A 25,828-nucleotide genomic window follows, 5' to 3' on the forward strand; every position below is an offset into this window, starting at 1 on the left:
AGTCTGGTTCACGACAAAAGGGGCGGCCCTTCGGGCCGCCCCTTAGTTCGTGGTCGTACGACCGGCGCTAGGCGCGTCGCTTCACCAGGCCCAGCAGGAACAGCAGCACTACGGCGCCGATCGTGGCGACGATGATGCCGACGATCCAGTTGCCGGCCGCGTCCACGCCCAACAGATTATTGGCCAGGAACCCGCCGATCAGCGCGCCGACCACGCCGACGATCAGATTGGTCAGCAGGCCGTGGTCCCGCTTCATGATCTTCTCCGCCAGCCATCCGGCGACGATGCCGATGATGATCCAAGCGATGAATCCAAATCCACCCATGTTTCTTCCTTCCTGAAAAGGCTGTCCGCCTTGGCCGTTAATGCGCGTACGCCGCGGCGGTTGCCTCATGTCATGCGCCTTCCCCGCTGAGGGGAAGTCGGCACGCCGTTTGCGAGCTTCCTCCTGTCACGTGCCGAACCGGCACAGCCTCCACGATGGGATAGGGTCATGGCCGCCGAAATCGACCTGCACCTGGGCCGTCGCCTGCGCCGACGTCGCCGTCTTCTGGGTCTGACCCAGCAGCAGTTGGGCGATCGCGTGGGCGTCCGCTTTCAGCAGATCCAGAAATACGAATGCGGCGCCAACCGCCTGTCCGCCGCCCGCCTGTGGGAACTGGCCGAAGCGCTGGAAACGCCCGTCACCTATTTCTACGACGGCCTGTCCGCCGAGCCCGCCGCCCTGCCGACCCCCCCCCTGCACCCGACGCTCAACGCCGCCTGACGCTCGCCCCTCCCATCTGCCGACCCTCGTCCTGCGTCAAAGGACCGTGTATCCGGGTCGCATGACCGAGCTGGAATCCTTCGCCGTCGAGCTATCGCGTGAGGCTGCGCGCGTCGCCCTGCCCTTCTTCCGCGGCGCCTTCGCTCAGGAAGACAAGGGCGTCCCCGGCACCTTCGACCCCGTCACCGAAGCCGATCGCGCGGCCGAGGCCGCCATCCGCCGCCTGATCGCCACCCGCTATCCCGACCACGGCGTCATCGGCGAGGAGTACGGCGAGGATCGGCCCGACGGCGAACACGTCTGGGTGCTGGACCCCATCGACGGCACCCGCGCCTTCATCGCCGGCCTGCCTTTGTGGACCACCCTGATCGCCCTGCGCCAGGACGGCGCCCCCGTCATCGGCGCCGTCGGCCAGCCTTATCTGGGCGAGATATTCCTGGGCGGCCCGTCCGGCGCGCGCCTGCTGAAAGGCGATGTCGAGGTTCCGCTCAAGACCCGCTCCTGCCCGAATCTGGATCAGGCGCTGATCGCCACCACCGACCCCGAAATCTTCACCGGCGCCGACCGGGCCGCCTGGGACCGGCTGCGCGCCTCGGCCCGCCTGGCCCGGCTGGGCTGCGACGGCTACGCCTACGCCATGGTCGCGGCGGGAAGCATCGACCTGGTGGCCGAGAGCGAGCTTCAGGTTTGGGACTGGTCGGCGCACAAACCTCTGGTCGAGGCGGCGGGCGGCCGGTTCACCGACTGGAGCGGCCAGCCGCCGCATGAGGCCGACGGCCGCGTCCTGGCGGTCGGCGACGCCCGCCTGACCAATCAGGCCCTGCCCCTGCTGGCCGCCGCTTGACTGATCAGGCGGGCTCGGCCGTCCGCGCCGCCGGAGAGGTCGAGGCCGCTTCCGGCCCCGGCGCCACATAGTCGGCCAGGGCGTCGAACTCGTGCAGGAAGACCCCGCGCAGCTCGTCGACCTCCATGATCACCTCATGTTTGGCGGCAGGGACCTCGACATAGCGGCCGCGTCCCATGCGCCGGGCCGCCCAGCGGTTGGTCTGCTTCCAGACCTTGTCGTCCTCGGCCGCCTGGACCACGCAGACCGGAATCTTCACGCTCTTGAGCGCGCGCGGTTTCAGCGCCCGCTCGCCCGCATCCAGGGCAAAGGCCAGCCAGCCCCAGGTCGGCCCGCCGATGGCAAGGTGCGGACAGGCGTAAAGCTGCTGACGCCACAGGTCGTAGCGCGCCCGGTCGGACGTCAGGGCGTCGTTATCGAAGGTGTGGTCGAAGGGGTCGTCCGGATCGTCCAGCACATAGTCGCCGCCCTTGCCGTGGCGCAGCGCCCAGCGCACCGCCAGCTTGACCGTCCACATCGAGCGTTTGCCGGTCTTGATCCGCAGCATGGGGCTGGACAGGACGGCACCGCCGAACCGGCTCTCGCCCGTCTCCAGCGTCAGCAGGTTCAGACACCCGCCCATCGAATGGCCGACCATGATCCAGGGCTTCGGCGCACGCGCCTCATAGGCGTCCAGCAGGCGGGCGTAGTCGTCCAGGAACTCCTCGACCGCCCGGGCGTGGCCGCGCAGCCGGTCCGGCAGCAGCCGCGCCGACAGCCCCTGCCCCCGCCAGTCGTGCGCCAGCACGCAGAAGCCGCGCGCCAGGAAGTTGCCGATCAGCTCGAAATACTTCTCGATCGGCTCGGTGCGGCCGGGGCTCAGCACCACCGTCCCGCGCGGCGTCTTGGCCTGCAGGGTCGAAGGCGTCCAGAAACCGGCGCGCAGCCGCAGGCCCCCGGCGCCCCGGAACCAGTCGCCCTGGCCGCCCGGCGGACAGGCGGCGCCCGGCACTCCCATCAGCGGCGCGTGAGCGGCGAAGGCGGCGGGGCGGCTCACTCGGGTTTCCTGAACTTCAGCGTCATGCGGTCGCTTTCGCCGATGGCGTCATATTTCGTCCGGTCGAACTCGGGATCGGCGGGCTGGCCCATCGGCGCCGTCAGACGGCGCGGCGCCAGGGTCTCGACCCCGAACGGATGATCCTTGGTGTCGTCCGGATTGGCGTTGATCTCGGACGCCTCGACAAAGACGAAGCCCGCCTCTTCGGCCAGTTGGCGCACGAAGGCTTCCTGCACATAGCCGTTGGCGGCGGCCGGGTCCTGATCCTCGTCCGGCTGAAGACGATGCTGTTCAATCCCCAGGATTCCGCCCGGCCGCAGAGCCGTAAAGGCGTCGGCGAAGGCCTTTTCGGCGATCCCCGCCGCCATCCAGGCGTGAATATAGCGCATGAACAGCACCATATCGGCCGCGCCCGCCGGAGCCACCGGGTCCGAGCCTGGCCCGAAGGCGGTGAACTGCACCGGCCCGTACAGCTTCTTGGATCCCAGGATACGGGCCTTCAGCGCATTGTTGATGGCGACCTGGGCCGGGTCGGCGTTCGGCCCCTCGACAAAGCCCGCCAGATACAGCGTCCCGCCGCCCCGGTTCAGATAGGGGGCCAGGATCTCGGCGTACCAGCCGCTGCCGGGCCAGAAGTCCACGACCGTCATCTTCGGCTGCAGGCCGAAGAAGCGCAGCGTCTCGACCGGGTGGCGCCAGACGTCGCGCGCCTTGTCGTCCGCCGTGCGCCACGATCCGGCGACCGCCCATTCCAGCGAGCCTTCGGGCGGGCCCTTGGGCGCCTCAGGCGCGGGCGTCGGCGCCTCGTCCTTGCGGCCGCAGCCGGCCAGGCCGAACAGGGGCGCGACCAGGGCCAGAGCGCTGGCGCCGGTCAGGACGGATCGCCGCGTCGATCGTTCTGTCATGCGCGCTTCCTCTCGCCGCCTGCCTGCTCGTTCAGGGTGTTCGTCTGGGGCTTAAGGCGCTTCTGCGCCAGGGTCAAAACCACGCACTGCATTGTCATGTGGCGCGTCAGTCAGCGGCGTAGGGCTTGCGGAAGCGCAGGGTCATGCGGTCGCTTTCGCCGATCGCGTCCAGCGCCGCGCGTTCATCGGACGTCAGCGTCCGGCCGTCGCGCTCCGAGGTGCGGGTCGGCTTCAGGCTCCAAACGCCGAAGGGGTGGTCCCTATCGTCCTTCGGGTTGGCGTTCAGCTCGCTACGGGCCTCCAGTTCGAAGCCCGCGCGGCGGGCGGCGTGGATCAGCCAGCTTTCGGGGACATAGCCGGTCGGCGCCGTATCGGCGACGTTCAGCCCATCGGCCGCGCGGTGCTGTTCCACCGCCAGCACGCCGCCGGGCTTCAGCGCCTTGAAGAAGGCCGCCAGATAGGGCTCGGCCCGGCCGTCGCGCGACCAGTTATGGAAGGCGCGGGCCACCACGACCATGTCCGCCGCCCCGTCCGCGACGCCCATGCCCTCGGTCGGACGGTTGACCGGGACGTAGCGCCCGCCGGTCGCCGCCGCATAGGGCTCCAGGATGTTGCGCCACCACCCGGCCCGCCCCGGCTCGATCTCCACCACCGTCAGGCCCGGCTGCAGCCCCCAGAAGGTCAGGGTCTCGAACGGGTGGCGCTCGCTGTCGCGGGCGCGGTCCGCCTCAGGTCGGTCGGTCGAGGCCACGGCCGCCTGAAGCGCCGCGTCCTCGCTAAGGGTCGGCATCTCCATCGACAGGCCCTGACGGCGCGGCAGGGCCGCCGCCTCGGACGGCGCCGCCTGCGCCAGGGCGGCTGTGGCGACAAGGGGCGAGCCGAGAACGGCCCCGGCGAAGGCTATGAAGGCGAGGGTTCGCATGAGGGCTCCGGCCGCTTCCCAATACTGAAAGTAAAATCCTTACGGCGCTTCGCGGCCGCCGCAAGGCGTCGATGCGGCGGAGCGGCGATTTCGCGCGGCCCCTTGCGCCCGAAAAATGGCCTCCTACCTCTTCATCCGAGAGCGCCGATCCTCGGGCTCTCCAGACCTGACGGGGCCGAATGCGGACCGCCGGGGCTGAAACCCTCCGTCGTCCGGGGCCAAAATCGCCGGGCGGCTCAACCTTGCTGAATGTCAGAAGGATGACCCATGCGTACCTATGATTTCTCGCCGCTGTACCGTTCCGCCGTCGGCTTCGACCGTCTGGTCCGTCAGTTGGAAACCGCCGCGCGCTCCGGCCCTGAAAACGGCTGGCCTCCCTATAACATCGAAACGACGGGCGAAGACGCCTATCGCATCGAGATCGCCGTCGCCGGTTTCTCCGCCGATGAGCTGAACATCGAGGCCAAGGAAAACCTGCTGACCGTCACCGGCAAGAAGGCCGCCAATGACAGCGACGGCGCCCAGCGCACCTTCCTGCATCGCGGCCTGGCCGAGCGCGACTTCGAGCGCCGGTTTCAGCTGGCCGACTATGTGGTGGTCAAGGGCGCGGCCCTGGCCCACGGCCTTCTGACCATCGAGCTGAAGCGCGAACTGCCCGAGGCCCTCAAGCCCCGCAACATCGAGATCGCCGCCGGCTCGCCCCTGATCGAGGGCAAGGCCGAACCCAAGGCCAAGAAGGCGGCTTAAGACCTTTTCGCCTGAGTGACCGATCCAAGGGGCGGCGTTCGCGTCGCCCCTTTTTCGTGGGCGGATGCTAACCCGCGTTCAGGTCGGAAAGGTCCAGCCCGCGCGCGCCGCTGGTCTGGGCCCCGGTGAAGTCGGCCTGCCGGGTCTGGGCGCCGTGCAGGATCGCCCGGCTGAGGTCCGCCTCGCTCAGCACGGCCCGACGCATGTCCGCTCCCGTCAGGTCGGCGCCGCGCAGGTTCGCCCCGCTCAGATCGGCGGGCATCAGCCGATCCGCCGTCAGCATCAAGGGCCCCAGTTGCGCCTCGCGCAGGTCCGCTCCGTTCAGCCGCGCTCGCGTCAACCGCGCCCCGCGCAGATCCGCCCGACGCAGATTGGCCGAGCGCAGGTCGGCGCCTTCCAGCTGCGCCCCCTGAAGCTGAACCCCTTCCATGTCCAGGCCGTAGAAGACCGCTCCCTTGGCCGACAGGGCCGTCAGGTTCAGCCCGCGAATGCTCTCCAGCGGCCTTAGATCGACCCCGTCGAACACCGAGGGCTGGCCCTCGGCGCCGCCCGTCTCGCACCACTGGGCGTGTTCGCGCAGCATCTCGGCGGCAGGCATCTCGCTGACCGGCTCGCCCGCCGGGCGATTATCGACCAGGGCGCCGTCCATATTCGCCCCGTCGGTCCGCCACATGGCCGCCTTGACGCCCACCAGGATGGCGTCGCTGAGGTCTGCGCCCGACAGGTCGGCGCCCGACAGGTCCGCCCCGGCCAGATCGGCGCCGCGAAAGCTGGCCTGTTTCAGATTTGCCCGGACCAGCTTGCAGTCCTTCATGACAGCGTCGGTGAAGTCGGCGGCCACGGCGATCACGCCGGTCATGCGCGACCGCTGAAGATTGGCGCCCGCCAGCACGGCCCCCTGCGCCTCCGTCTCCGACCGCTTGCGCGCCTCGACGACGCGGAAGCCCAGCTTGGCGTCCTTGGCGGCGATAGTGCCTTCGCGCAGGTCAGCCTCGAACAGGTCGGCGCCCGACAGGTCCGCGCCGCGCAGGCAGGCCCCGCGCAGATCGGCCCGGCGCAGGCTGGCGTCGACCAGGGTCGCATCCTGCATGTCCGCGCCGAAGAAGTTGGCGTTGTCCAGCTTGGCCCCGGTCAGGTCGCAGCCGATCAGGCAGGCGGCGGTGAAGTCGGCGTCGGCCAGGTTCCGCCCGCGCAGGGACACGCCCGACAGGTCCATCCAGGCGAAGACCGCCCGCGCCCCGCCCGGCCGCGCCTGCCACAGCCGGTCGTGCTTCAGGCAGACGGCGTCGACCTCTTCCTGAGTCAGTTTCCTGCGGACGGGTTCGACGGCCTCGCTCATGGGGCCGTTTATGGCTTACGCCGGATTAAGGAAGTTTTTCGGAAACAAGGGTTTTCCCGCTTCCTATTCCGTGAGCAGCCCCTGTTCGCGCAGGGCCTCGGCCAGCTCGCCGTCCTGGGTCCACAGGCGGGTGTAGCCCGCCTCGCCCAGCCGGTTCAGCTCGGTCGTCAGATCGGCGCGCGGCGCGGCGGCGAACCGTCCGTCGAAACCCGCGCCGTCCTCGCTGATCCGCACCATCGGACGGCCTGTCTCAAGCCGATGCAGGAAGCCTTCGCACAGGACGGCGGCCTCATCCGACAGCAGTCCCGTCTCGACCTTCAGGCCCGACTGGCGCAGCCGCTCCGTGCCCCGGCCCGAGGCGAAGGGCGACGGGTCCAGCGCCGCGATCACCACCCGCTCGACCCCGGCCTCGGCCAGGAAGTGGGCGCAGGACTTGCGGCCCGACGAACGGGCGCCGCACGGCTCCAGCGTCACATAGGCGGTCGCGCCCTTCACGGCCTCGCCCGCCTCGGGCACGGCCTGTTCCTCAGCGTGCGGGCGTCCGCCCGGCGCCGTCGCCGCCTCGGCCAGCACGACCCCGTCCTTGACCAGAACGCAGGCTACGGCCGGATTGGGCCAGGTCTCGCCCATGCGGCTCAGGGCCAGGTCGATGGCCCGCCGCATGAAGACAGCGTCGTCCGCCGCCCCGCTCACGCGATAACTGGCAGGGCTTGCGCCCGCCCCTCGTCCAGATAGCGGGCGGCGACCGGCTTCAGGTCCGCGTCCAGATCGATCTCCAGCGGGTTGCCGGTCGGGATCTCGACATCGACGATCTTGTCGTCCGGCACCGCGAACAGCAATTTGACGATGGCGCGCAGGGAGTTGCCGTGGGCGGCGATCAGCACGTCCTCGCCCGCCTTCAGGCGCGGGGCGATCTCGGCGTCCCAATAGGGCTGCACCCGGTCCAGCGTCGTCTTCAGGCTCTCGGTGTCCGGGATCTCCTTACCGGCGTAGCGGGGATCGCCGGCGAAATCGAACTCGCCGCCCGGCGCCAGCGGCGGCGGCGGCACGTCATAGCTACGGCGCCAGACCTTGACCTGATCCTCGCCGTGCTTGGCCGCCGTCTCGGCCTTGTCCAGCCCGGTCAGGCCGCCGTAATGGCGCTCGTTCAGGCGCCAGTCCTCGATGACCGGCACGTTCTTGAGACACGCCGAGTCCAGCGCCAGGGCGCCGGTGCGCTTGGCCCGCTTCAGCACCGAGGTGAACATGACGGCAGGCTTGAACCCCGCCTGCGCGATCAGCTCGCCGCCGCGCCGGGCCTGGGCCTCGCCCTCAGCCGTCAGGTCGACGTCGACCCAGCCGGTGAAGCGGTTCTCCAGGTTCCATTGGCTCTGGCCATGGCGCAGCAGGATCAGGCGGGTCATCAGGGTCTCCGGGAGCATCCGTATCTTGAGGTTCTCGCTAGGCCCCCGACGCGGGGGCGGTCAAGGTTTCGCCGCATCAGAATAAAGACGGCAGCCATAACAAGGGTCGCGCGTTGTGGCCTCTCGAGCGGGGGAAGGCTATAGGGCCAGACAGATTTGCGACCCCGCGCCTCTCAGCGGCCTATCCAGGAATAACCATGCAAAAGCCCCGTCAGGACATCCGCCCCAACACAGCGGAGTATGAAACCCTGCCCCTGGTCAAACCGACCGGCTTTCGCGAATACGACGCCCGCTGGATTCTGGAAAAAGAGATCAACCTGCTGGGCATTCAGGCCCTGGGCCTCGGCCTGGCCACCTATGTCCACGAGATCGGCCAGACGCCGAAGATCGCCGTCGGCCACGACTTCCGCGGCTATTCCCTGTCGGTGAAGCAGGCGCTGATCCTGGGCCTGCTGGAAGGCGGGATGGAGGTGCTGGACATCGGCCTGGCCCTGTCGCCGATGGCCTATTACGCCCAGTTCGCCCTGGACTGCCCCTGCGTCGCCATGGTCACCGCCAGCCACAATGAGAACGGCTGGACCGGCGTGAAGATGGGCGCACAGGCGCCTCTGACCTTTGGCCCTGACGAGATGGGCCGCCTGAAGGAAATCGTCCTGAACGGTCAGGGCGTCGCCCGCCCCGGCGGTCGGCTGGAGCGCGTCGAAGGCTTCCGCGAGACCTACATCAAGGACGTGGCGTCCAAGGTGAAGCTGTCTCGCCCGCTGAAGGTCGTGGCCGCCTGCGGAAACGGCACGGCCGGAGCCTTCGCCCCCGAGGTTCTGCGCCTGATGGGCGCCGAAGTGATCGAGATGGACACCGACCTCGACTACACCTTCCCCAAATACAATCCGAACCCGGAAGATCACGCCATGCTGGTGCAGATGGCGGCCAAGGTGAAGGAGACGGGCGCCGACCTGGCTCTGGGCTTCGACGGCGACGGCGACCGCTGCGGCGTGGTCGATGACACGGGCGAGGAGATCTTCGCCGACAAGATCGGCCTGATGCTGGCCCGCGACCTGTCCGCCATCCACCCGAACGCCACCTTCGTCGTCGATGTGAAATCGACCGGCCTGTACAAGACCGACGAGGTGCTGAAGGCCAACGGCGCGACCACCGTCTACTGGAAAACCGGCCACTCCTACATCAAGCGAAAGACCGCCGAACTGGGCGCCCTGGCCGGGTTCGAGAAGTCGGGCCACTTCTTCCTGTCGGGCGATCTGGGCCACGGCTATGACGACGGTCTGGTGGCGGCGGGCGCTGTGCTGGCCATGCTGGACCGCAATCCCGGCAGGAGCCTCAGCGAACTGAAGACCGCCCTGCCTGACGCCTGGACCAGCCTGACCATGTCGCCCCACTGCGACGACGAGCTGAAGTATGACGTGCTGGCCAAGATCGTGAAGGAATACGAGGATCTGGCGGCGTCCGGCGGCTCGATCCTGGGCCGCAAGATCGTCGAGGCCATCACCGTCAACGGCGTGCGTGTCCACCTGGAGGACGGCTCCTGGGTGCTGGTCCGCGCCTCTTCCAACAAGCCGGAACTGGTCGTCGTGGTCGAGAGCATGCGCTCGGCCGACGACATGCGCGACCTGTTCCGCAAGGAGATCAAGCCGCGCCTGGCCGCCCACCCGGAAATCGGCGCCTTCAACCAGGAAATCTGATTCCGGTTTGACCGGCGGCGGCGTCGTGGACAATGGTCGTTCCATGAACGACGCCGCCTCCCTCCCCGTGGTCATCGTCGGCGGCGGGTTCTCCGGCGCCATGCTGGCCGCGCGCCTGGCCGAACAGGGGCAGGCCTCGGTTCTGATCGAGCGCAGCGAACAGGTCGGCCTCGGCGTCGCCTATTCGGCTGTGCTGGACGCGCACCGCCTCAACGTCCGCTCGGAGCGGATGAGCGCCCGCCCCGACCGGCCGGCCGACTTCACCGACTGGCTGGCGCTCCACGCCCCCGATTTCGCCGATCCCAACGGCTTCGCGCCGCGCCGCCTCTACGGCCGCTATGTGCAGGACCGGCTTGCGCAGACCGAGGCCGCCCATCCCGGCCTGATCCGCCACGTGAAGGGCGAGGCTGTCCGCATCGAGGGCGAGACCGTCATCCTCGCCGACGGCGCCCGCCTCTCCGGCCGCGCTATGGTGCTGGCCACCGGCAATCCGCCGCCACGCCCAGCCGTGGCGGGCGCCGCCCCCCGACGCATCGCCGACCCTTGGAGCCCCGACGCTCTGAGCGCCATCGCCGCCGCCGACGACGTGGTGATCCTCGGTTCGGGCCTGACCATGGTCGATGTCGTCCTGGCGCTTCAGGCCCAGAACTGGCGCGGCCATGCGACGGTCGTATCGCGGCGCGGTCTGCTGCCGCTGGCTCACGGCGCCCATCACGACGCCCCCCTCGACCTGCCGCCCGAGGCGCGGACCGGCGCCCTGTCCGACCGTCTGGCCGCCGCCCGTCGGCTGGCGCGCGACCACGGCTGGCGCCGCGTGATGGAGGGTTATCGCCCGATCACCCTCGACCTGTGGCGCGCCGCAGCATCCGCCGAGCGCGCCCGCTTCCTGCGCCATCTGCGCCCTTGGTGGGACGTGCATCGCCACCGCATCGCGCCTGAGGTCGCCGCCGAACTCGAGGCGTTGAAGGCGGCAGGCCGCCTGACGGTCATCCCCGGCCGCGCCCAGGCGGTCGCCGCTGATGGCGAAGGCGCGACGCTGACCGTCCGTACACGGAATGGCGCGACACAGACGCTGTCCGCCGCCTGGCTGATCGACTGCACCGGCCCCGGCCACGACGCCGCTCGCGCGCCGCTGACCGCCGCCCTGATCGCTGAAGGCCGCGCCCGCCTCGACGTGGCCGACCTCGGCCTCGACCTGGACTCAGACGGACGCGTCCTGCACGCCGACGGTGCCCCCGACCCCGCCCTGTTCGCTCTCGGCCCCCCCGCCCGCGCCGCCTTTTGGGAAACGGTCGCCGTGCCGGACATCCGCCAGCGGATCGAGGCGCTGACCCGCGTCCTGAGCGCCTGATCGTCATCCACACAGCTAGGGGCGAATTTTCCAGCCTCCATGCAACCTCCTCCACAGTCTAGCCGCTGGCGGGCCTTTCCGTGGTCGGCTATCACCGGGTCAGGAGAGGAAACATAAAAATGAACCGCCACCGCACGCGCGTCCTCGGCGACCGCACCCTCGCGCCTGAAACCCTGATGATGGGCTACGGCTATGATCCAGCCCTGTCGGAGGGCGCGATCAAGGCGCCGCTGTTCCAGGCCTCGACCTTCGTCTTCAAATCGGCCGAGGACGGCAAACGCTTCTTCGAAGTCGCCTATGGCCTGCGCCAGCGCGACCCGGACGAGGCGCTGGGCCTGATCTATTCGCGCATCAACAACCCGAACCTCGAAATTCTCGAAGACCGCCTCGCCGTCTGGGACAAGGCCGACAAGGCTCTGGTCTTCTCCAGCGGCATGGCCGCGATCTCGACCGCCATGCTGGCCCTGGTGCGGCCCGGCGACGTCATCGTCTATACGGCCCCGGCCTATGGCGGCACCGAATACCTGTTCGACCGCATCCTGCCCCGCTACGGCGTCAAGGCGATCAGCGTCCCCGCCGCCGAGGGCGCCGACGCCCTGGACGCGGCCATGATCGCGGCGGCCGCGCAGGCCAAGACCACCGGCGGACGCCTCGCCGCCGTCTATCTGGAGACCCCGGCCAATCCGACCAACCAACTGGTCGACATCGCCCGCGGTGTCGGGCGCCAGGGCCCTGGATCAGGCCGAACCTCCGGCAGTCGCCGTCGACAACACCTTCCTCGGCCCTCTGTGGCAGAGCCCGCTGGAACTGGGCGCCGACCTCGTCCTCTATTCCCTGACCAAATACGTCGGCGGCCACTCGGACCTGATCGCGGGCGGCTGCATGGGCGGGGCGGACCTCATGGCGCGCGTCGGCGAGATGCGGACCATCTGCGGCACGACCGCCGACCCGCACACCGCCTGGCTGCTGCTGCGCAGTCTGGAGACCCTGCACATCCGCATGGAGCGCGCGCAGAACAACGCCCTGATCCTGGCCGAACGCCTGCGCGCCGATCCGCGCGTCAGCGCCGTCCTGACGGCGGGCGGCCCGGACGCTTCGCCAGAACAGCAGGCGATCTTCGAAGCCCAATGCAAGGGCTCCGGCTCGACCTTCTCGCTGGAACTGCCGGGCGGCGAGGCCGAGGCCTTCCGCATGCTGAACGCGCTTCGCCTGTTCAAACTGGCCGTCAGCCTGGGCGGCGCCGAGAGCCTGGCCTCCCACCCCTCCAGCATGACCCATTCGGACTATACGCCCGAAGCCAAGGCGCGCAGCGGCATCGGCGACAATCTGGTGCGCCTGTCGGTCGGGATCGAGAACGTCGAGGACCTGTGGGCCGACCTGGATCAGGCCCTGTCCGCCATCTAACGGCGCAAGCGGCGGGCGATCAGCCCGCCGCCTTCACCGCCTCGGCCACATCATTGACCACGCGCTTGACCAGGGCCTCGTCGTCGCCCTCGGCCATGACGCGGATCAGCTTTTCCGTGCCCGAGGGGCGGACCAGAAGACGGCCCGCGCCGTTCAGGGCGGCTTCCGCCTCGGCCATCGCCGCCTTGACGTTCGCGTCCTCCAGCGGCTTTCCAGCCGTATAGCGGACGTTCTGAAGCAGTTGCGGAACCGGCTCGAACTGGCGCGCCAGCTCGCTCATCGGCGCACCCGCCTCGACCAGCACAGCCAGCACCTGCAGCGCCGCCATCAGGCCGTCGCCGGTCGTGGCGTGATCCTTCAGGATGATGTGGCCCGACTGCTCGCCGCCGATGTTGAAGCCGCCCTCGCGCATCCGCTCCATGACGTAGCGATCGCCGACCTTGGTGCGCTCCAGCGTCAGACCCTCAGCCTTCAGGCGGCGCTCCAGACCCAGGTTGGACATGACGGTGGCGACCACGCCCCTGCCGTTCAGCCGCCCGCGCTTGGCCCAGTCCAGACCGATCAGGGCCATGATCTGATCGCCGTCGACCACATGCCCCTTCTCATCGCAGATGATGACCCGGTCGGCGTCGCCGTCCAGCGCGATGCCGATGTCGCAGCGATAGCGTTTCACCGCCTCCGACACCGTGGCCGGATATGTTGAGCCGCACTCGGCGTTGATGTTCAGGCCGTTAGGCTCCACCCCGACGGGGAAGACCTCGGCGCCCAGTTCATAGAGGGTCGTCGGCGCCACGCGGTAGCCCGCGCCGTTGGCGCAGTCGATGGCGATGCGCAGGCCCTTCAGGCTCAGCCGCTTGGGGAAGGCCTGTTTGGCGATCTCGATATAGCGCGGCGGGGCGTCGTCGATGCGCTTGACCCGGCCCAGCTTGTTCGACGGCGCCAGATCCTGATCCAGAGCCCCGTCCATCATGGCTTCGAGCTTCAGCTCGATCTCGTCCGACAGTTTGTAGCCGTCCGGGCCGAACAGCTTGATGCCGTTGTCGGCGTAGTCGTTGTGCGAGGCCGAGATCATGATGCCCAGATCGGCCCGCATCGAGCGGGTCATCATCGCCACGCCCGGCGTCGGCAGAGGGCCGAAGGTGCGCACATCCATGCCCACCGAAGCCAGCCCCGCCACCAGCGCCGGCTCGATCATATAGCCGGACAGGCGGGTGTCCTTGCCGATCACCACCAGATGGCGCCGGTCGTCGTCGGTGCGGAACAGCCGCCCGGCGGCCAGGCCGACGCGCAGGGCCACCTCGGCCGTCATCGGATGGGTGTTAGCCCGGCCGCGAATGCCGTCGGTGCCGAAGTATTTTCTCTCGCCCAAGAGGCCGTCCCTCGCTGGCGGCCCCGGAATTGCAAAGAAACCTTCCGAAACCCATTTTTTGATGTCGCCGCCCCCGCGATTTCCTAGAGCGGAGTTCCAGGGCGGAGACTGAACCCTCTCGCTTACCTCAATTTCGCGGCCCGGCGCAAAAAGCGGCGGCTGCGTTCCGTTCGGAGCAGACCTCATGTGCGGCATCATCGGCGTCACCGGAACCGGCCCCGTCGTCCCTCGCCTGATCGACAGCCTGAAGCGGCTTGAGTATCGCGGCTACGATTCCGCTGGGATCGCGGTCCAGTCCGAGGGCCGCATCGAGCGCCGCCGCGCCAAGGGCAAGATCCGCGAACTGGAAGCCGTGCTGGCCGCCGAGCCGGTCGCCGGGACCGTCGGCGTCGGCCACACCCGCTGGGCCACCCACGGCGCGCCGACCACGACCAACGCCCACCCGCACAAGGCCGGGCGCGTCTGCCTGGTCCACAACGGCATCATCGAGAATTTCGCCGAGTTGAAGGCTGAGATGGAGGCCGAGGGCCGCATCTTTGAAAGCCAGACCGACACCGAGGTCGTCGCCCACCTGCTGGACCACAAGCTTGCGGCCGGAATGGCGCCGCTGGACGCCTTCAAGGCCACGCTGGACCGTCTGACCGGCGCCTATGCCCTGGCCGTGCTGATTGAGGGCGAGGACGAACTGATCCTGGGCGCCCGTCGCGGCAGCCCCCTGGTCGTGGGCTGGGGCGAGGGCGAGATGTATCTGGGTTCTGACGCCCTGGCCGTCGGCCCCTTCACCCAGAAGATCTCCTATCTCGAAGAGGGCGATTTCGTCGCCGTAACCCGCACCGGCGCGCGCATGTTCGACGCCTCGGGCCGCCCGGCCGACCGCGCCGTGGTTCAGGTCTCGGCCTCTTCGGCGCTGGTCGAGAAGGGCGAATACCGCCACTTCATGGAAAAGGAGATCCACGAACAGCCCGACAGCGTCCAGCACACCCTGTCGGAATACCTCGACCTCGTCTCCGGCAAGGCCAAGGTTCAGACCGTGGACTTCGCCGCCCTCGACCGCATCCAGATCGTCGCCTGCGGCACGGCCTTCTACGCCGCCCAGATCGGCAGATACGCCTTTGAGAAATACGCCGGGCTGCCCTGCGACGTCGAGATCGCCTCGGAGTTCCGCTATCGCGACCCGGCCCTGTCGCCGGGCACGCTGGCCGTCGCCGTCAGCCAGTCGGGCGAGACCGCCGACACCCTGGCGGGCCTGAAATGGTGCAAGGCGCAGGGGCTGAAGACCGCCGCCGTCGTCAACGTCCACACCTCCTCGATGGCGCGTGAGGCTGAAACCCTCTGGCCGACCCACGCCGGGCCGGAAATCGGCGTCGCCTCGACCAAGGCCTTCACCGCCCAGGTCGCCGCCCTGCTGTCCCTGGCCGTCGCGGCGGGCGTAGCGCGCGGCAGGATCGACGCCGTTCAGGAAGCCGAGCTGGTCAAGGCCCTGTTCGAGGCGCCGCGTCTGATCTCCGAAGCCCTGCAGATGGACGCGGGCATCCACGCCCTGACTCTGGACCTGGCCAAGGCGCGCGATGTCCTGTTCTTGGGGCGCGGCCCCATGTTCCCCCTGGCGATGGAAGGCGCGCTGAAGCTGAAGGAGATCAGCTACATCCACGCCGAGGGCTATGCGGCGGGCGAGCTAAAACACGGCCCCATCGCCCTGATCGACGAAGAGACCCCCACCGTGGCCCTGGCCCCGCTGGACGACCTGTTCGAGAAGACCGCTTCCAACCTTCAGGAAGTCGCCGCGCGCGGCGGCCCGGTCATCATGATCGCCCCCGAAAAGGCGCCTGACCCGCACGGCGCCGGCATCCGCCGCGTCCACGCCCCCGACTGCCCGGCCCTGATCGCGCCTTTGGTCTACGCCGTGCCGATGCAACTGCTGGCCTATTACACCGCCGTCCAGAAGGGCACCGACGTCGACCAGCCCCGCAACCTAGCCAAGTCGGTGACGGTGGAATAGGCGAACCCGATCAGCCAAGGGGCGTTTGGAAGCTTCACAAATTACGCCTATGACAGGCGCCCCAAGGCTGATCAGGACGATCCATGACCACCTCCCCCGCCCGCCTTCGCCCAGCCCCTCTGCGCAAGGCGGTCCTGCCCGTAGCCGGTCTCGGCACGCGGGTTCTGCCCGGCACCAAGACCACGCCGAAGGAGCTGCTGAACGTCGTCGACCGGCCGATCCTCTCCTACATCGTGGAAGAGGCGCGCGAGGCGGGGATCGAGCACATCGTCTTCGTCACCGGCCGCGCCAAACAGGCCATCGAGGACTATTTCGACCACCAGATCGAGCTTGAGGCCCAGCTCCTGGCCAAGGGCAAGACCGAGATTCTGGCGACCATGAACGCCGAACTGGCCCAGGCCGGGGAAATGAGCTTCACCCGCCAGATGCAGCCCAAGGGCCTGGGCCACGCCGTCTGGTGCGCCCGCGACATCATCGGCCCCGAGCCCTTCGCCGTCATCCTGCCCGACGTGATCGTGGATTCGCAGCCGGGCGCCCTGAAGCAGTTGGCCGAGGTCTACGCCGAGGTCGGCGGCAACGTCATCGGCGTCGAGGCCGTGCCCGAGGCCGACACCCACAAATACGGCATCATCGACCCCGCCTCTCACAACGGCCGCCGCTACGGCATGAAGGGCATGGTCGAGAAGCCCGCCCAGGGCTCGGCGCCGTCCAATATGTCGATCTCGGGCCGCTACATCCTGCAGCCGGAAATCTTCGACCTGCTGGAGACGCAGGAGCGCGGCGCCGGCGGCGAGATTCAGCTGACCGACGCCATGGCCCGGCTGATGCAATCGCAGACCTTCACCGCCTATGAGTATGAAGGCGTGACCCACGACTGCGGCGACAAGATCGGCCTTCTGCGCGCCAACGTCGCCCTCGCCCTGAAGCGCCCCGACCTGGGCGACGCGGCCCGCGCCGCCATTGAAGGCCTGCTGTAAATTCCCTTCTCCCCCTGTGGGAGAAGGTGGCAGGCGAAGCCTGACGGATGAGGGGTGGCGACGGCGCGTTTGCAAACCTGCCGCTACTGTCCCGCCTCGTCGTCTAAAGGTCGCACTCACACCCCTCATCCGAGCGCCTTCGGCGCCCACCTTCTCCCACAAGGGGAGAAGGACGAACGGCGCCTGCACATCAGGCTTTGAAAACCTCTTTTATTTCAAGGTCCCGGTCTCTGCGTCCCCCTGTCTAGCCCGCCTTACCGCCCCACCGCCGCATTATCCCTGCGCGGCCCAGCCAATCCCTCCGATTTCAGACGATTCAGACGAATTGGACTCTGTTTTTCCGTCCTGCGTCGCTTTAGCCGCTTCTCGCGCGCCACGCTTTCGCCTTCTCACGCGTTCGGCTAGGCAAGAGGGGGCGTTGAAAACGAGGTTCGACCGATGCGCGTGATGATTCTGGGCGGCGACGGCTTCTGCGGCTGGCCCACGGCCCTGCACCTGTCGGCGCGCGGCTGGGAGGTGCTGATCGTCGACAACCTCAGCCGACGCAACATCGACAATGAGCTGGAAATCCGCTCCCTGACCCCGATCCGCACGATGGGCGAGCGCATCGCCGCGTGGAAAGAGGTCTCAGGCCGCACCATCGACTTCGTCAATCTGACCGTCGGCAAGGAGTTCGACCGCCTGGTCGCCCTGATCGGGGACTGGGCGCCGGACAGCGTCGTCCACTTCGCCGAACAACGCGCCGCCCCCTATTCGATGAAGTCGGCGCGGCACAAGATCTACACCGTCGACAACAATCTGAACGCCACCAACCACCTGCTGGCCGCCATCGTCGAGAGCGGGCGGGACGTGCACCTGGCGCACCTGGGGACGATGGGCGTCTATGGCTACACCACGGCGGGCCTGCGCATTCCCGAGGGCTATCTGAAGGTCACCGTCGATACGGACCACGGCCCCACCGAGCAGGAAATCCTGTTCCCGCCGAACCCCGGCAGCATCTATCACATGACCAAGACGCAGGACGCCCTGCTGTTCCAGTTCTACGCCAAGAACGATTCCCTGCGGATCACCGACCTGCATCAGGGCATCGTCTGGGGCGCCCAGACCGAGGAAACCCGTCAGGACGAGCGCCTGATCAACCGCTTCGACTATGACGGCGACTACGGCACCGTGCTGAACCGCTTTCTGATGCAGGGCGCGCTTGGCTATCCACTGACGGTGCACGGCTCGGGCGGCCAGACACGCGCCTTCATCCACATTCAGGACACGGTGCGCTGCGTCGAACTGGCGCTGAACAACCCGCCCAAACGCGGCGAGCGGGTCAAGATCCTCAACCAGATGACCGAGAGCCGCCGTGTCCGCGACCTGGCGCATATGGTGGCCGAGATGACGGGCGCGCCGGTCCACAACGTCGCCAATCCGCGTCAGGAGGCTGACGAGAACGAACTGGTCGTCGCCAATGACCAGTTCCGCGAACTGGGGCTGAAGCCAATCACCCTGGCCGAGGGCCTGATGGCCGATGTGACCGAGATCGCCCGCCGCTACGCCGACCGCGCTGACCGCAGCAAGATCCCTTGCGTCAGCGCCTGGAACGCCGGCCGCGCCGAGGCCTTGAGGGACGAGACCGAAGCAAACGCCGCCCCTGCCCCCGTCCGCGTCCTGTCCGCCTGAGAGACCGAAGCCTGATGACCGAACCCGCCGCCGCCCCGTCCCTGTTGGTCTTCGGCGGCGGCTATCTGGGACAGGCGGCGGCGCGCGAGGCCCTGCAGCGCGGCGGCGCGTCCTTCGCCACCTCGCGCGATCCACAGACCCGTCAGGCGTTGGCGGCGCAGGGGATCACGCCCGTCGATCCGGCTGACGCCAAGGCTCTGGGCGAGGCCCTGGCCGCCGCACAGGCCGTGCTGATCACCACGCCGCCGGACGCTCACGGCTGCCCCGCCCTGCGCGCCCTGACGCCGCTGGCGGGCGACGCCTGGCCCGACTGGATCGGCTATGTCTCCTCCACCTCCGTCTACGGCGACCGGGCGGGCGGCTGGGCCTTCGAGGGTGATCCGCTGAACGCCGCCACGCTGGAAGGCGCCCGCCGCGCGCGGGTCGAGCGCGACTGGCTGGACGGCGCCCAGGGCATGGGACTGACGCTGCAGGTCTTCCGCCTGCCCGGCTTCTACGGCCCTAGCCGCAGCGTCATCGACCGCCAGCGCGCCGGAACCGCGCGTCTGGTGAAAAAGCCCGGCCAGGTATTCAACCGCATTCACGTGGACGACATCGTCTCAGGCCTGTTCGCCTCCATGGCCCGACCGCGCCCAGGCGGCGTCTATAATCTGACCGACGACGAGCCGACCGCCGCCGACGTCGTAACCGCATGGGCCGCCGAGCGCTTGGGCTTGCCTCGTCCGCCCGAAGTCGACTGGACCGCCCCCGAGGTCAGCGAGGCCATGCGCCGCTTCTATCTGGACTCCAAGCGCGTCTCCAACGCCCGCGCCAAGGCCGAGCTGGGCTGGCGCCCCCGCTATCCCTCTTACCGCGAGGGGCTGGAAGCGATCCTGACGTCAGAAGCCTGACGTCAGCCCGGCTTGCGCGCGATCAGGTCGATCAGGGCCGAGACGCCCGAATGACCGGGGCCTTCGTTCAGTTCGGCGTCATAGATGTCGATCCGCTCGATATCGAAGTCGGCGAAGGTCTCGCGCAGCAGAGCCTCTGTATAGAGGTTCTCCTCCACCCCCGGCCCGCCCGTGCCATAGGCCAGTTGCTCGGGCCGATAGCCTTCCAACAGCAGCAGGCCGCCGGGCTTCAGCGCCGCCTTCATTCGGGCGAACATCCGGTCGCGCGCGGCCGGGCCGACGAACTGGATGAAGACGCCGACGACCACGTCCATCGTCCCCTCGGGCCATGCCCAGTCGTCCAGCCCGCCGATCTGGGCATCCAGCGCCACGCCGCGTTTCGTCGCCAGCGCCCGCGCCTTCTCCACCGCACGCGGGGAAATGTCGAAGGTCAGGACGTCCAGCCCCTGCTGCGCCAGCCAGACGCCGTTGCGGCCTTCGCCGTCGGCGACGGACAGGGCCTTCAGCCCCGACCTCAGCCGCTCCGCCTGCCGCGCCAGAAAGGCGTTGGGCGCCTCGCCGAAGCGATAGGCGTCAACGGCATAGCGTTCATCCCAGAAGGCGCGCGTGTCGGACGCAGCAGTCATCAGCGATCTCCCTTGAAGCTCAAGGGGATATGGCGTCGCCGCCCCGGCTCGCAAGCATCAACGCCCCGCGTCGCTCAAGCCGCGAGGGTCCGCGACCCGAGCATAGCGACACTTAAAATGGCAGGATGTTGCGCTGGCGGCTGTAGCTCATGGTGCCGACATTGGCGCCCAGACGCACGCCGACGCCGGTGCGGATCGGCGCCAGGACGATGCCGTCGGCGCGCTGATAGTTCACGCCAAGGCCCGCGACCAGATAGGCCGAGCCTTCAACGCCCGGATAGCGGCGATAGAGCATGTCGGGGTGATACAGGCCGTAGACCAGGGTGAAGACCCGGCTGGCGTTGCCGCCCCAGTCCCAGCCGATGGAGGCCCCCTGCCAATAGACTTCCTGCGACGCCGACAGGTCCTTCATATGCAGGGCGCCGCGGCCATAACGCAGACCGGCGACGACAGCGCCAGCGCCTTCCTCGCCCGCGATATAGGCGGTCGGGCGGTCGCCCTGTTCGGCGAAGATGCGCTCGATGGCGCCGCCCACGGCCTCGGCGGCGATGCCCAGCTCGCGCGACCCGGCCGCGACCAGTTCGTCGAAGGTATAGGCCTGGGCGTTGTTGTCCGAGGCGATCGGATAATTTGGATCAGCCGGCGGGCGGCTGGCGCAGGCGCCGAGGCCGGCGGGCAGGGCTCCGGCGGCGGCGAGGCCGAGGCTGGTGCGGATCAGTTGGCGGCGGTGCATGGTCGAGGCTCCCGGCTAAGGACGGTCCGCCCGACGTCGCGGGCTTGGCCTACCGTCCGTGCCTTTTACGGCAGCCTTGGGGCTTTAAGGTTAACCGAAGATTGCTTGGCCGCAGAAGTTCCGGCGGCCCGTGTCTCAGGCCGCCGGTTTTTTCTGTCTTCAGGCGCGCAGGGTTCCGCCCGCCTTGGCCGCCGCCGCCTTGACCTTGGCCATCAGGGCCTCGATTTCGGCCTCGGCCAGGGTGGCGGCGCGGGGCTGGATCTCGACCTCGATGGCGACCGACTTCTGGCCTTCGGGCACGCCCTGGCCGCGATAGACGTCGAACACGCGAACATCGGCGATCAGCGCCTTGTCGGCGCCCGCCACCGCGCGGGTCAGATCGCCCACGGCCTTGGCCTCGTCCATCAGGAAGGCGAAGTCGCGGGTCAGGGGCATCAGGTTCGGCAGGTCCGCCGCGCCGCGCGCCTTGCCGGATTTGCCGCGCGGTTCCGGTACGGAATCGAGCACGATCTCGAAGGCCAGCATGGGGCCGTCGGCGTCCAGCGCCTTCAGCACGCGCGGGTGCAGGGCGCCGAACTCGACGATGACGTTCTTGGGGCCCAGTTGCAGCCGGGCCGAACGGCCGGGGTGCCACCAGTCGCGGTTGGAGCCCTGGGCCAGTTGCAGGGAGGCGACCGGGGCGCCGATCTCTTCCAGCACGGCCAGCAGGTCGCCCTTCAGCGCGAACAGGGGGTCTTCCCCCGCCCCGCCCCAGTGACGGTCGGCGTGCGGCGCGACCAGACCGGCGATGACGGTGCGCTGGCCGGTCGGCTGATCGTCCAGATAGATGGGGCCGATCTCGAACAGGGCGACGTCGGCGTGGCCGCGCGCGGCGTTGCGCGCCGCCGCCTGGATCAGGTTCGGCAGCACCGAAGGACGCATGCAGTCCAGATCCGCCGCGATGGGGTTCTCCAGCACCAGCCGCTCGTCCCCGCCGCCGAACAGGGCCGCGATCGACTGCTTGGTGAAGGACCAGGTGACGGCCTCGGCATAGCCCAGGGCGGCCAGGGCGCGACGGGCCGTGCGCACGCGCGCCTGACGCGGGCTCAGCACCCCGCCGGGGGCCGGGGCGACGGGCGGCAGGGGCGCGTCGGGCAGGGCGGCGTAGCCCTCGATGCGGGCGACCTCCTCGACCAGATCGGCCGGGCCCTCGATGTCGCGGCGCCACGACGGCGGCGTCACCGACCAGGGCGAGCCGCGCATGACGGTGAAGCCCAGGGCGAACAGGATCTCGAAGATCCGGTCCTCGCTGAGGTCCATGCCTGACAGGCGCTTCACATAGGCCGGATCGAAGGCGAAGGCGGCAGGTGCGGCCGGAGCCTCGCCCGCTGCCGTGACCGTCGACGGCTCGCCGCCGCACAGGTCGAGGATCAGTTGCGTGGCCAACTCCAGCCCCGGCACGACCGAGGCCGTGTCCACGCCGCGCGCAAAGCGATACTGCGCGTCCGAATTGATCCCCAGCGAGCGGCCCGTCTGGGCGGTGACGATGGGGTCGAACCAGGCGCTTTCGACGAAGACGTCGACCGTGTCGTCCGAGCACCCTGTCGAGACACCGCCCATGACGCCGCCCAGGCCGATGGCGCGCTGGCCCCCGGCGTCGGCGATGACGCAGTCGGCGGCGCCCGGCGCATAGGTCTTGCCGTCCAGCGCCTCGATCTGATCAGCCTCGCCGCGACCGGCGCGCACGACGATCCCCTCGCCCGACAGGCTCGCCAGATCATAAACGTGCAGCGGCCGCGCGCGGTCGAAGGAAATCAGGTTGGTGATGTCGACGAGGCGATTGATCGGACGCAGGCCGATGGCCGTCAGCCGTTGCTGCAGCCATTCCGGCGACGGGCCGTTGCGCACGCCCCGGATCACGCGACCGGCGAAAACCGGGCACAGTTCGGGCGCCTCCAGGGTCACCGAGACGGGGCTGTCGAAAGCCCCGGCGACCGGCGCGATCTCCGGCGTCGTCAGCTTGCCGAGCCCAGCGGCGGCCAGGTCGCGGGCGATGCCCGCCACGCCCAGCCAGTCGGGACGGTTCGGCGTCACCTCGAAGTCGATGACCGGCTCGGCGCCGAAGACGCCCGCAGCGGGCGCGCCGACCTGCAGATCGTCGGCCAGCTCAAGAATGCCGTCGCTGTCGTCGGCCAACTCCAGCTCGGCGGCCGAGCACAGCATGCCGTTGGACACCACGCCGCGCACCGGCTTCTCGACCAGGGTCACGCCCAGCCCCGGCACATAGGCGCCGATGGGAGCATAGATGGTGGTCAGGCCCGCCCGCGCGTTCGGGGCGCCGCAGACGATCTCCTTCATCCCGTCGACGGTCTCGACCTGACAGACCTGCAGCCGGTCAGCGTTCGGGTGACGCTCGGCCGACACGATCCGGGCGACCGTGAAGGGGGCCAGGGCGGCGATCGGGTCGTGGACCTGCTCGACCTCCAGCCCGGCCATGGTCATGGCCTCGGCGACCTGATCGACCTGCGCCTCGGTATCGAGGTGGGCCTTCAGCCAGGAAAGCGTGAACTTCATTGGGTCGATCCCGACTGGGACAGCGCCGCCACCATGTTGTCGAGGAACTCCGACGGGCCGGTGAAGCCGACGCCCAGGAAGTTGCAGTTGATGAACTGGCAGTTCTTGAACGGGATCGGCCCGGTGACGCGCTGCGGCCCCATCGGGGTCAGCATCAGATTACGCGGGTCGCCCTTGGCGTCGCCCATGTTGCAGCCGTCGAAATTGCAGCCTTCCAGCGGCAGCAGGACCGCAGGCCCTTCCATCAGGCAGTTCTCGAACCGGCGGTTCTCGATGGCGGGCAGCCCGACGCGCGCCGTCTCCATGAACAACTGGGGCAGCCACACGTTCTTGCCGACATAGGTGGGGCCGGGGCCGAGCGCTTCGAGGGTGATGGTGGTGTCAGTCATTGGAATCTTTCAAAGAACACAGGAGAGGGCGAACGGCGCCGCTCCCGGCGCCCGCAGGCGTCACCCCTTAGTTTGCGCCTCGGCGCGGGCGCTCAGCAGGCCCTGCTCCATTTCGTCCAGCGCCTCCTTGGCGCCGGTGAAGGCCACCTGCACGAAACGGCAGCGCACGAAGCGACAGTTGGACATGCCGATCGCCCCGGCGATCATGGAGCCGCGCGGGTCCAGCAACAGGGTGCGCGGGTCCTCGGCCACGCCCATGTTGCAGCCGTCAAAAGCAGTGCCGTTCATGATCGCCATCACCGCCGGGCCTTCGATCAGGCATTCGGTGAAGGTCTTGCCGTCGATGAAGACCTGTCCGGCGTTCATGTGATGCACGGCCAGAGACGGCAGCCAGACGGCTTCCTTCTCAAACGTGGTGCGGGCGACGATCTCGCGGCCCAGTTTTTCTTCGGGCGACATCTCGGTCTGGTCGGTCATTGGCGTGTTCCAGTTCAGCTGAGGCCCGACGCCGGATTCGGCGCGGCGAAGGCGGAGAAGCCGTAGTGCGCCAGCCAGCGCGTATCGGCCTCGAACATGGGGCGCAGGTCCGGCACCCCGTATTTGAGCATGGCCAGGCGGTCGACACCCATGCCGAAGGCGAAACCCTGATACTCGTCCGGGTCGATGCCGCAGTTGCGCAGGACGTTCGGGTGAACCATCCCGCAGCCCAGAATCTCCAGCCAGTCCTCGCCCTCGTTCAGGGTCAGCTTGCCGCCGGAACGATCGCAGCGGATGTCCATCTCGGCCGAGGGCTCGGTGAAGGGGAAGTGGTGCGGACGGAAACGGGCGTGAACGTCGTCCAGCTCGAAGAAGCGGGCGATGAAGGTCTCCAGCGTCGTCTTCAGATGGCCCATGTGGATGTCGCGGTCGATCACCAGGCCTTCGATCTGGTGGAACATCGGCGTGTGGGTCGCGTCGGAATCCTTACGGAAGGTGCGGCCCGGCGCGATGATGCGGATCGGCGGCTTCTGCGACATCATGGTGCGGACCTGCACCGGGCTGGTGTGGGTGCGCAGCACCTTGCGCTCGCCCGTTTCCGGGTCGGGCTTCAGGAAGAAGGTGTCGTGCATTTCCCGCGCCGGATGCTTGGGCGGGAAGTTCAGGGCGGTGAAGTTGTGGAAATCGTCCTCGATGTCCGGCCCCTCGGCGACCGAGAAGCCCATGTCGGCGAAGACGGCGACCATTTCGTCCATGACCTGCATGGTCGGATGCACCCCGCCCTTGCGGCGCGGGCGGCTGGGCAGGGTCAGGTCGACGCGCTCGGCCAGCAGGCGGGCGTCCAGCTCGGCGGCCTCCAGCTCGGCCTTGCGGGCGGAAAGAGCCGACGACACCCGGTCGCGCAGGCCGTTGATGACGGGGCCGCGCTCGCGGCGCTCATCCGGGCTCAGCGCCCCCATGCCTTTCAGCAGGCCCGAGATCGAGCCGGACTTGCCGAGGGCGGCGACGCGGATGTCCTCCAGACCCGCCACGCTCTCGGCCGAGCCGATGGCGTTGATGAGGTCCAGTTCCAGTTGAGCGAGATCGGTCATGAGGGTCGTCTAGCCGCTAGGAACGAAAGCAAAAAGCCCCCCGGCGCGAACCGGAGGGCTTTTGCTTCATCCCGTGAGGGAGAAAGGCCTGGAGCCTGATCGGTTGAAGGGAAATCGCTTCGCGATTTCACTGATGCCGTGAATCAGGCTCCCACTTTAATTTTAAGCGAATATCTGAGTTCAGATGCTTTCGCATCTGAACCGATTTCGCTTTAGGCCAGGGCCGCGCGAACCTTGTCGGCGATGCCCTTGAAGCCGGCTTCATCGGCGGCGATGGCGGCCAGAACCTTGCGGTCCAGCTCGATGCCCGCCTTGTTCAGGCCGTGCATGAACTGCGAATAGGTGAAGCCTTCGGTGCGGGCCGCGGCGTTGATGCGCTGGATCCACAGGGCGCGGAACGAGCGCTTCTTGTTGCGACGGTCGCGGTAGGCGTACTGACCGGCGCGATCCACTGCGGCCTTGGCGGCGCGGATGGTGTTCTTGCGGCGGCCGTAGAAGCCCTTGGCCTGCTTCAGGACTTTCTTGTGCTTGGCGTGGGACGTAACGCCCCGAGTGACGCGAGCCATTGTGATTTTTCCCTTCGGGAAGTCCCTACCGCTCGGCCCGCGGGGCCTCGCTGCTTGAGGGACTTAGTTCAAA

General features: G+C 68.5%; 24 protein-coding genes and 2 pseudogenes. 11 read left to right on the top strand and 15 right to left on the bottom strand.

Annotation, left to right across the window (positions count from 1 at the left end; genetic code table 11):
* Positions 1 to 67: 67 nt before the first annotated feature.
* Positions 68 to 325, bottom strand: a complete 258-nt coding sequence (locus RSD66_RS00090) for a GlsB/YeaQ/YmgE family stress response membrane protein (protein WP_024355038.1) — start codon at positions 323 to 325, stop codon at positions 68 to 70.
* A gap of 168 nt (positions 326 to 493) precedes the next feature.
* Here RSD66_RS00090 and RSD66_RS00095 point away from each other — a divergent pair.
* Positions 494 to 709: pseudogene (locus tag RSD66_RS00095) on the top strand (helix-turn-helix domain-containing protein); the annotation flags it as partial.
* Positions 710 to 827: 118 nt separating this feature from the next.
* Positions 828 to 1,610 carry a histidinol-phosphatase gene (gene hisN / locus RSD66_RS00100; protein ID WP_415288562.1) on the top strand — a complete coding sequence of 261 codons (783 nt, stop codon included), beginning with the start codon at positions 828 to 830 and terminating at the stop codon, positions 1,608 to 1,610.
* A gap of 4 nt (positions 1,611 to 1,614) precedes the next feature.
* Here the strand turns inward: hisN and RSD66_RS00105 are convergent, their stop codons facing one another.
* The 3 genes from RSD66_RS00105 to RSD66_RS00115 form a co-directional block, all read right to left on the bottom strand.
* Positions 1,615 to 2,646, bottom strand: coding sequence for an alpha/beta fold hydrolase (locus RSD66_RS00105; RefSeq protein WP_119413793.1), 1,032 nt, complete (start codon positions 2,644 to 2,646; stop codon positions 1,615 to 1,617).
* Positions 2,643 to 3,551, bottom strand: coding sequence for a class I SAM-dependent methyltransferase (locus RSD66_RS00110; RefSeq protein ID WP_415288563.1), 909 nt, complete (start codon positions 3,549 to 3,551; stop codon positions 2,643 to 2,645). The genes RSD66_RS00105 and RSD66_RS00110 overlap by 4 nt, the downstream gene beginning before the upstream one ends.
* Before the next feature lie 106 nt (positions 3,552 to 3,657).
* Positions 3,658 to 4,473, bottom strand: coding sequence for a class I SAM-dependent methyltransferase (locus RSD66_RS00115; RefSeq protein WP_415288564.1), 816 nt, complete (start codon positions 4,471 to 4,473; stop codon positions 3,658 to 3,660).
* Positions 4,474 to 4,740: 267 nt separating this feature from the next.
* Between RSD66_RS00115 and RSD66_RS00120 the strand changes: the two genes are divergently transcribed.
* Positions 4,741 to 5,220: an Hsp20 family protein gene (locus tag RSD66_RS00120; RefSeq protein ID WP_024355044.1), complete on the top strand. Its 480-nt coding sequence runs from the start codon at positions 4,741 to 4,743 to the stop codon at positions 5,218 to 5,220.
* A 67-nt stretch (positions 5,221 to 5,287) separates the two neighbouring features.
* Here RSD66_RS00120 and RSD66_RS00125 read toward each other — a convergent pair whose 3' ends face one another.
* From RSD66_RS00125 to gpmA, 3 genes are all read right to left on the bottom strand, one after another.
* Complete coding sequence (locus RSD66_RS00125) at positions 5,288 to 6,559, bottom strand: pentapeptide repeat-containing protein (protein ID WP_024355045.1); 1,272 nt, start codon at positions 6,557 to 6,559, stop codon at positions 5,288 to 5,290.
* A gap of 63 nt (positions 6,560 to 6,622) precedes the next feature.
* Entirely contained in the window at positions 6,623 to 7,252 is a 630-nt protein-coding gene (locus tag RSD66_RS00130; protein WP_415288565.1) for a bifunctional diaminohydroxyphosphoribosylaminopyrimidine deaminase/5-amino-6-(5-phosphoribosylamino)uracil reductase RibD, read from the bottom strand.
* Positions 7,249 to 7,962, bottom strand: coding sequence for a 2,3-diphosphoglycerate-dependent phosphoglycerate mutase (gene gpmA / locus RSD66_RS00135; RefSeq protein ID WP_415288566.1), 714 nt, complete (start codon positions 7,960 to 7,962; stop codon positions 7,249 to 7,251). Before gpmA ends, RSD66_RS00130 begins: the two co-directional genes overlap by 4 nt.
* 197 nt (positions 7,963 to 8,159) lie before the next feature.
* Between gpmA and RSD66_RS00140 the strand changes: the two genes are divergently transcribed.
* From RSD66_RS00140 to RSD66_RS00155, 4 genes and pseudogenes are all read left to right on the top strand, one after another.
* On the top strand, positions 8,160 to 9,659 hold the full coding sequence (locus RSD66_RS00140; RefSeq protein WP_415288567.1) for a phosphomannomutase/phosphoglucomutase: 1,500 nt from the start codon (positions 8,160 to 8,162) through the stop codon (positions 9,657 to 9,659).
* Between the two features lie 43 nt (positions 9,660 to 9,702).
* Positions 9,703 to 11,010 (top strand): FAD/NAD(P)-binding protein, encoded by a 1,308-nt coding sequence (locus tag RSD66_RS00145; RefSeq protein WP_415288568.1) that lies wholly within the window; start codon positions 9,703 to 9,705, stop codon positions 11,008 to 11,010.
* A gap of 179 nt (positions 11,011 to 11,189) precedes the next feature.
* Positions 11,190 to 11,711: pseudogene (locus RSD66_RS00150) on the top strand (aminotransferase class I/II-fold pyridoxal phosphate-dependent enzyme); the annotation flags it as partial.
* A gap of 13 nt (positions 11,712 to 11,724) precedes the next feature.
* Complete coding sequence (locus RSD66_RS00155) at positions 11,725 to 12,414, top strand: PLP-dependent transferase (RefSeq protein WP_415288569.1); 690 nt, start codon at positions 11,725 to 11,727, stop codon at positions 12,412 to 12,414.
* 19 nt (positions 12,415 to 12,433) lie between these two features.
* Here RSD66_RS00155 and glmM read toward each other — a convergent pair whose 3' ends face one another.
* On the bottom strand, positions 12,434 to 13,783 hold the full coding sequence (gene glmM, locus RSD66_RS00160) for a phosphoglucosamine mutase (protein WP_415288570.1): 1,350 nt from the start codon (positions 13,781 to 13,783) through the stop codon (positions 12,434 to 12,436).
* 184 nt (positions 13,784 to 13,967) lie between these two features.
* Between glmM and glmS the strand changes: the two genes are divergently transcribed.
* The 4 genes from glmS (at position 13,968) to RSD66_RS00180 (ending at position 19,320) form a co-directional block, all read left to right on the top strand.
* Positions 13,968 to 15,782 carry a glutamine--fructose-6-phosphate transaminase (isomerizing) gene (glmS, locus tag RSD66_RS00165; protein WP_415288571.1) on the top strand — a complete coding sequence of 605 codons (1,815 nt, stop codon included), beginning with the start codon at positions 13,968 to 13,970 and terminating at the stop codon, positions 15,780 to 15,782.
* A gap of 83 nt (positions 15,783 to 15,865) precedes the next feature.
* Positions 15,866 to 16,759: a UTP--glucose-1-phosphate uridylyltransferase GalU gene (gene galU / locus RSD66_RS00170; RefSeq protein ID WP_415288572.1), complete on the top strand. Its 894-nt coding sequence runs from the start codon at positions 15,866 to 15,868 to the stop codon at positions 16,757 to 16,759.
* 438 nt (positions 16,760 to 17,197) lie between these two features.
* Positions 17,198 to 18,430 (top strand): NAD-dependent epimerase/dehydratase family protein, encoded by a 1,233-nt coding sequence (locus RSD66_RS00175; RefSeq protein ID WP_415288573.1) that lies wholly within the window; start codon positions 17,198 to 17,200, stop codon positions 18,428 to 18,430.
* 14 nt (positions 18,431 to 18,444) lie between these two features.
* Positions 18,445 to 19,320, top strand: coding sequence for an SDR family NAD(P)-dependent oxidoreductase (locus tag RSD66_RS00180; RefSeq protein ID WP_415288574.1), 876 nt, complete (start codon positions 18,445 to 18,447; stop codon positions 19,318 to 19,320).
* Positions 19,321 to 19,322: 2 nt separating this feature from the next.
* On the opposite strand, the gene RSD66_RS00185 is transcribed toward RSD66_RS00180, so the two are convergent.
* From RSD66_RS00185 to rplT, 7 genes are all read right to left on the bottom strand, one after another.
* The gene (locus RSD66_RS00185) at positions 19,323 to 19,946 is read right to left on the bottom strand and encodes an SAM-dependent methyltransferase (protein ID WP_415288575.1); all 624 of its coding nucleotides are present in this window, start codon (positions 19,944 to 19,946) and stop codon (positions 19,323 to 19,325) included.
* Positions 19,947 to 20,058: 112 nt separating this feature from the next.
* A complete protein-coding gene (locus RSD66_RS00190) occupies positions 20,059 to 20,679 on the bottom strand; it encodes a DUF1134 domain-containing protein (RefSeq protein ID WP_024355057.1) in 621 nt (206 codons plus the stop codon).
* 159 nt (positions 20,680 to 20,838) lie between these two features.
* Positions 20,839 to 23,232 (bottom strand): phenylalanine--tRNA ligase subunit beta, encoded by a 2,394-nt coding sequence (gene pheT / locus RSD66_RS00195; protein ID WP_415288576.1) that lies wholly within the window; start codon positions 23,230 to 23,232, stop codon positions 20,839 to 20,841.
* Positions 23,229 to 23,621 (bottom strand): hypothetical protein, encoded by a 393-nt coding sequence (locus RSD66_RS00200; RefSeq protein WP_415288577.1) that lies wholly within the window; start codon positions 23,619 to 23,621, stop codon positions 23,229 to 23,231. The genes pheT and RSD66_RS00200 overlap by 4 nt, the downstream gene beginning before the upstream one ends.
* 60 nt (positions 23,622 to 23,681) lie before the next feature.
* Positions 23,682 to 24,098, bottom strand: a complete 417-nt coding sequence (locus RSD66_RS00205) for a hypothetical protein (protein ID WP_415288578.1) — start codon at positions 24,096 to 24,098, stop codon at positions 23,682 to 23,684.
* A gap of 14 nt (positions 24,099 to 24,112) precedes the next feature.
* Positions 24,113 to 25,189 (bottom strand): phenylalanine--tRNA ligase subunit alpha, encoded by a 1,077-nt coding sequence (gene pheS / locus RSD66_RS00210; RefSeq protein WP_025976288.1) that lies wholly within the window; start codon positions 25,187 to 25,189, stop codon positions 24,113 to 24,115.
* Positions 25,190 to 25,401: 212 nt separating this feature from the next.
* A complete protein-coding gene (rplT, locus tag RSD66_RS00215) occupies positions 25,402 to 25,755 on the bottom strand; it encodes a 50S ribosomal protein L20 (RefSeq protein WP_003166434.1) in 354 nt (117 codons plus the stop codon).
* Between the last annotated feature and the right edge of the window lie 73 nt (positions 25,756 to 25,828).

Source organism: Brevundimonas sp. S1H14 (assembly GCF_047716865.1).
Lineage (GTDB): Bacteria > Pseudomonadota > Alphaproteobacteria > Caulobacterales > Caulobacteraceae > Brevundimonas > Brevundimonas naejangsanensis.

Excerpts from the sequence above, each read along its gene's own strand:
- galU (WP_415288572.1), top strand. The coding sequence starts at position 15,866 with ATGACCACCTCCCCCGCCCGCCTTCGCCCAGCCCCTCTGCGCAAGGCG.
- RSD66_RS00180 (WP_415288574.1), top strand. The coding sequence starts at position 18,445 with ATGACCGAACCCGCCGCCGCCCCGTCCCTGTTGGTCTTCGGCGGCGGC.
- RSD66_RS00200 (WP_415288577.1), bottom strand. The coding sequence starts at position 23,621 with ATGACTGACACCACCATCACCCTCGAAGCGCTCGGCCCCGGCCCCACC.
- RSD66_RS00120 (WP_024355044.1), top strand. The coding sequence starts at position 4,741 with ATGCGTACCTATGATTTCTCGCCGCTGTACCGTTCCGCCGTCGGCTTC.
- RSD66_RS00190 (WP_024355057.1), bottom strand. The coding sequence starts at position 20,679 with ATGCACCGCCGCCAACTGATCCGCACCAGCCTCGGCCTCGCCGCCGCC.
- glmS (WP_415288571.1), top strand. The coding sequence starts at position 13,968 with ATGTGCGGCATCATCGGCGTCACCGGAACCGGCCCCGTCGTCCCTCGC.
- RSD66_RS00110 (WP_415288563.1), bottom strand. The coding sequence starts at position 3,551 with ATGACAGAACGATCGACGCGGCGATCCGTCCTGACCGGCGCCAGCGCT.
- pheS (WP_025976288.1), bottom strand. The coding sequence starts at position 25,189 with ATGACCGATCTCGCTCAACTGGAACTGGACCTCATCAACGCCATCGGC.
- RSD66_RS00175 (WP_415288573.1), top strand. The coding sequence starts at position 17,198 with ATGCGCGTGATGATTCTGGGCGGCGACGGCTTCTGCGGCTGGCCCACG.
- RSD66_RS00115 (WP_415288564.1), bottom strand. The coding sequence starts at position 4,473 with ATGCGAACCCTCGCCTTCATAGCCTTCGCCGGGGCCGTTCTCGGCTCG.
- hisN (WP_415288562.1), top strand. The coding sequence starts at position 828 with ATGACCGAGCTGGAATCCTTCGCCGTCGAGCTATCGCGTGAGGCTGCG.
- RSD66_RS00140 (WP_415288567.1), top strand. The coding sequence starts at position 8,160 with ATGCAAAAGCCCCGTCAGGACATCCGCCCCAACACAGCGGAGTATGAA.
- rplT (WP_003166434.1), bottom strand. The coding sequence starts at position 25,755 with ATGGCTCGCGTCACTCGGGGCGTTACGTCCCACGCCAAGCACAAGAAA.
- pheT (WP_415288576.1), bottom strand. The coding sequence starts at position 23,232 with ATGAAGTTCACGCTTTCCTGGCTGAAGGCCCACCTCGATACCGAGGCG.
- RSD66_RS00125 (WP_024355045.1), bottom strand. The coding sequence starts at position 6,559 with ATGAGCGAGGCCGTCGAACCCGTCCGCAGGAAACTGACTCAGGAAGAG.
- RSD66_RS00145 (WP_415288568.1), top strand. The coding sequence starts at position 9,703 with ATGAACGACGCCGCCTCCCTCCCCGTGGTCATCGTCGGCGGCGGGTTC.
- RSD66_RS00205 (WP_415288578.1), bottom strand. The coding sequence starts at position 24,098 with ATGACCGACCAGACCGAGATGTCGCCCGAAGAAAAACTGGGCCGCGAG.
- RSD66_RS00185 (WP_415288575.1), bottom strand. The coding sequence starts at position 19,946 with ATGACTGCTGCGTCCGACACGCGCGCCTTCTGGGATGAACGCTATGCC.
- gpmA (WP_415288566.1), bottom strand. The coding sequence starts at position 7,962 with ATGACCCGCCTGATCCTGCTGCGCCATGGCCAGAGCCAATGGAACCTG.
- RSD66_RS00090 (WP_024355038.1), bottom strand. The coding sequence starts at position 325 with ATGGGTGGATTTGGATTCATCGCTTGGATCATCATCGGCATCGTCGCC.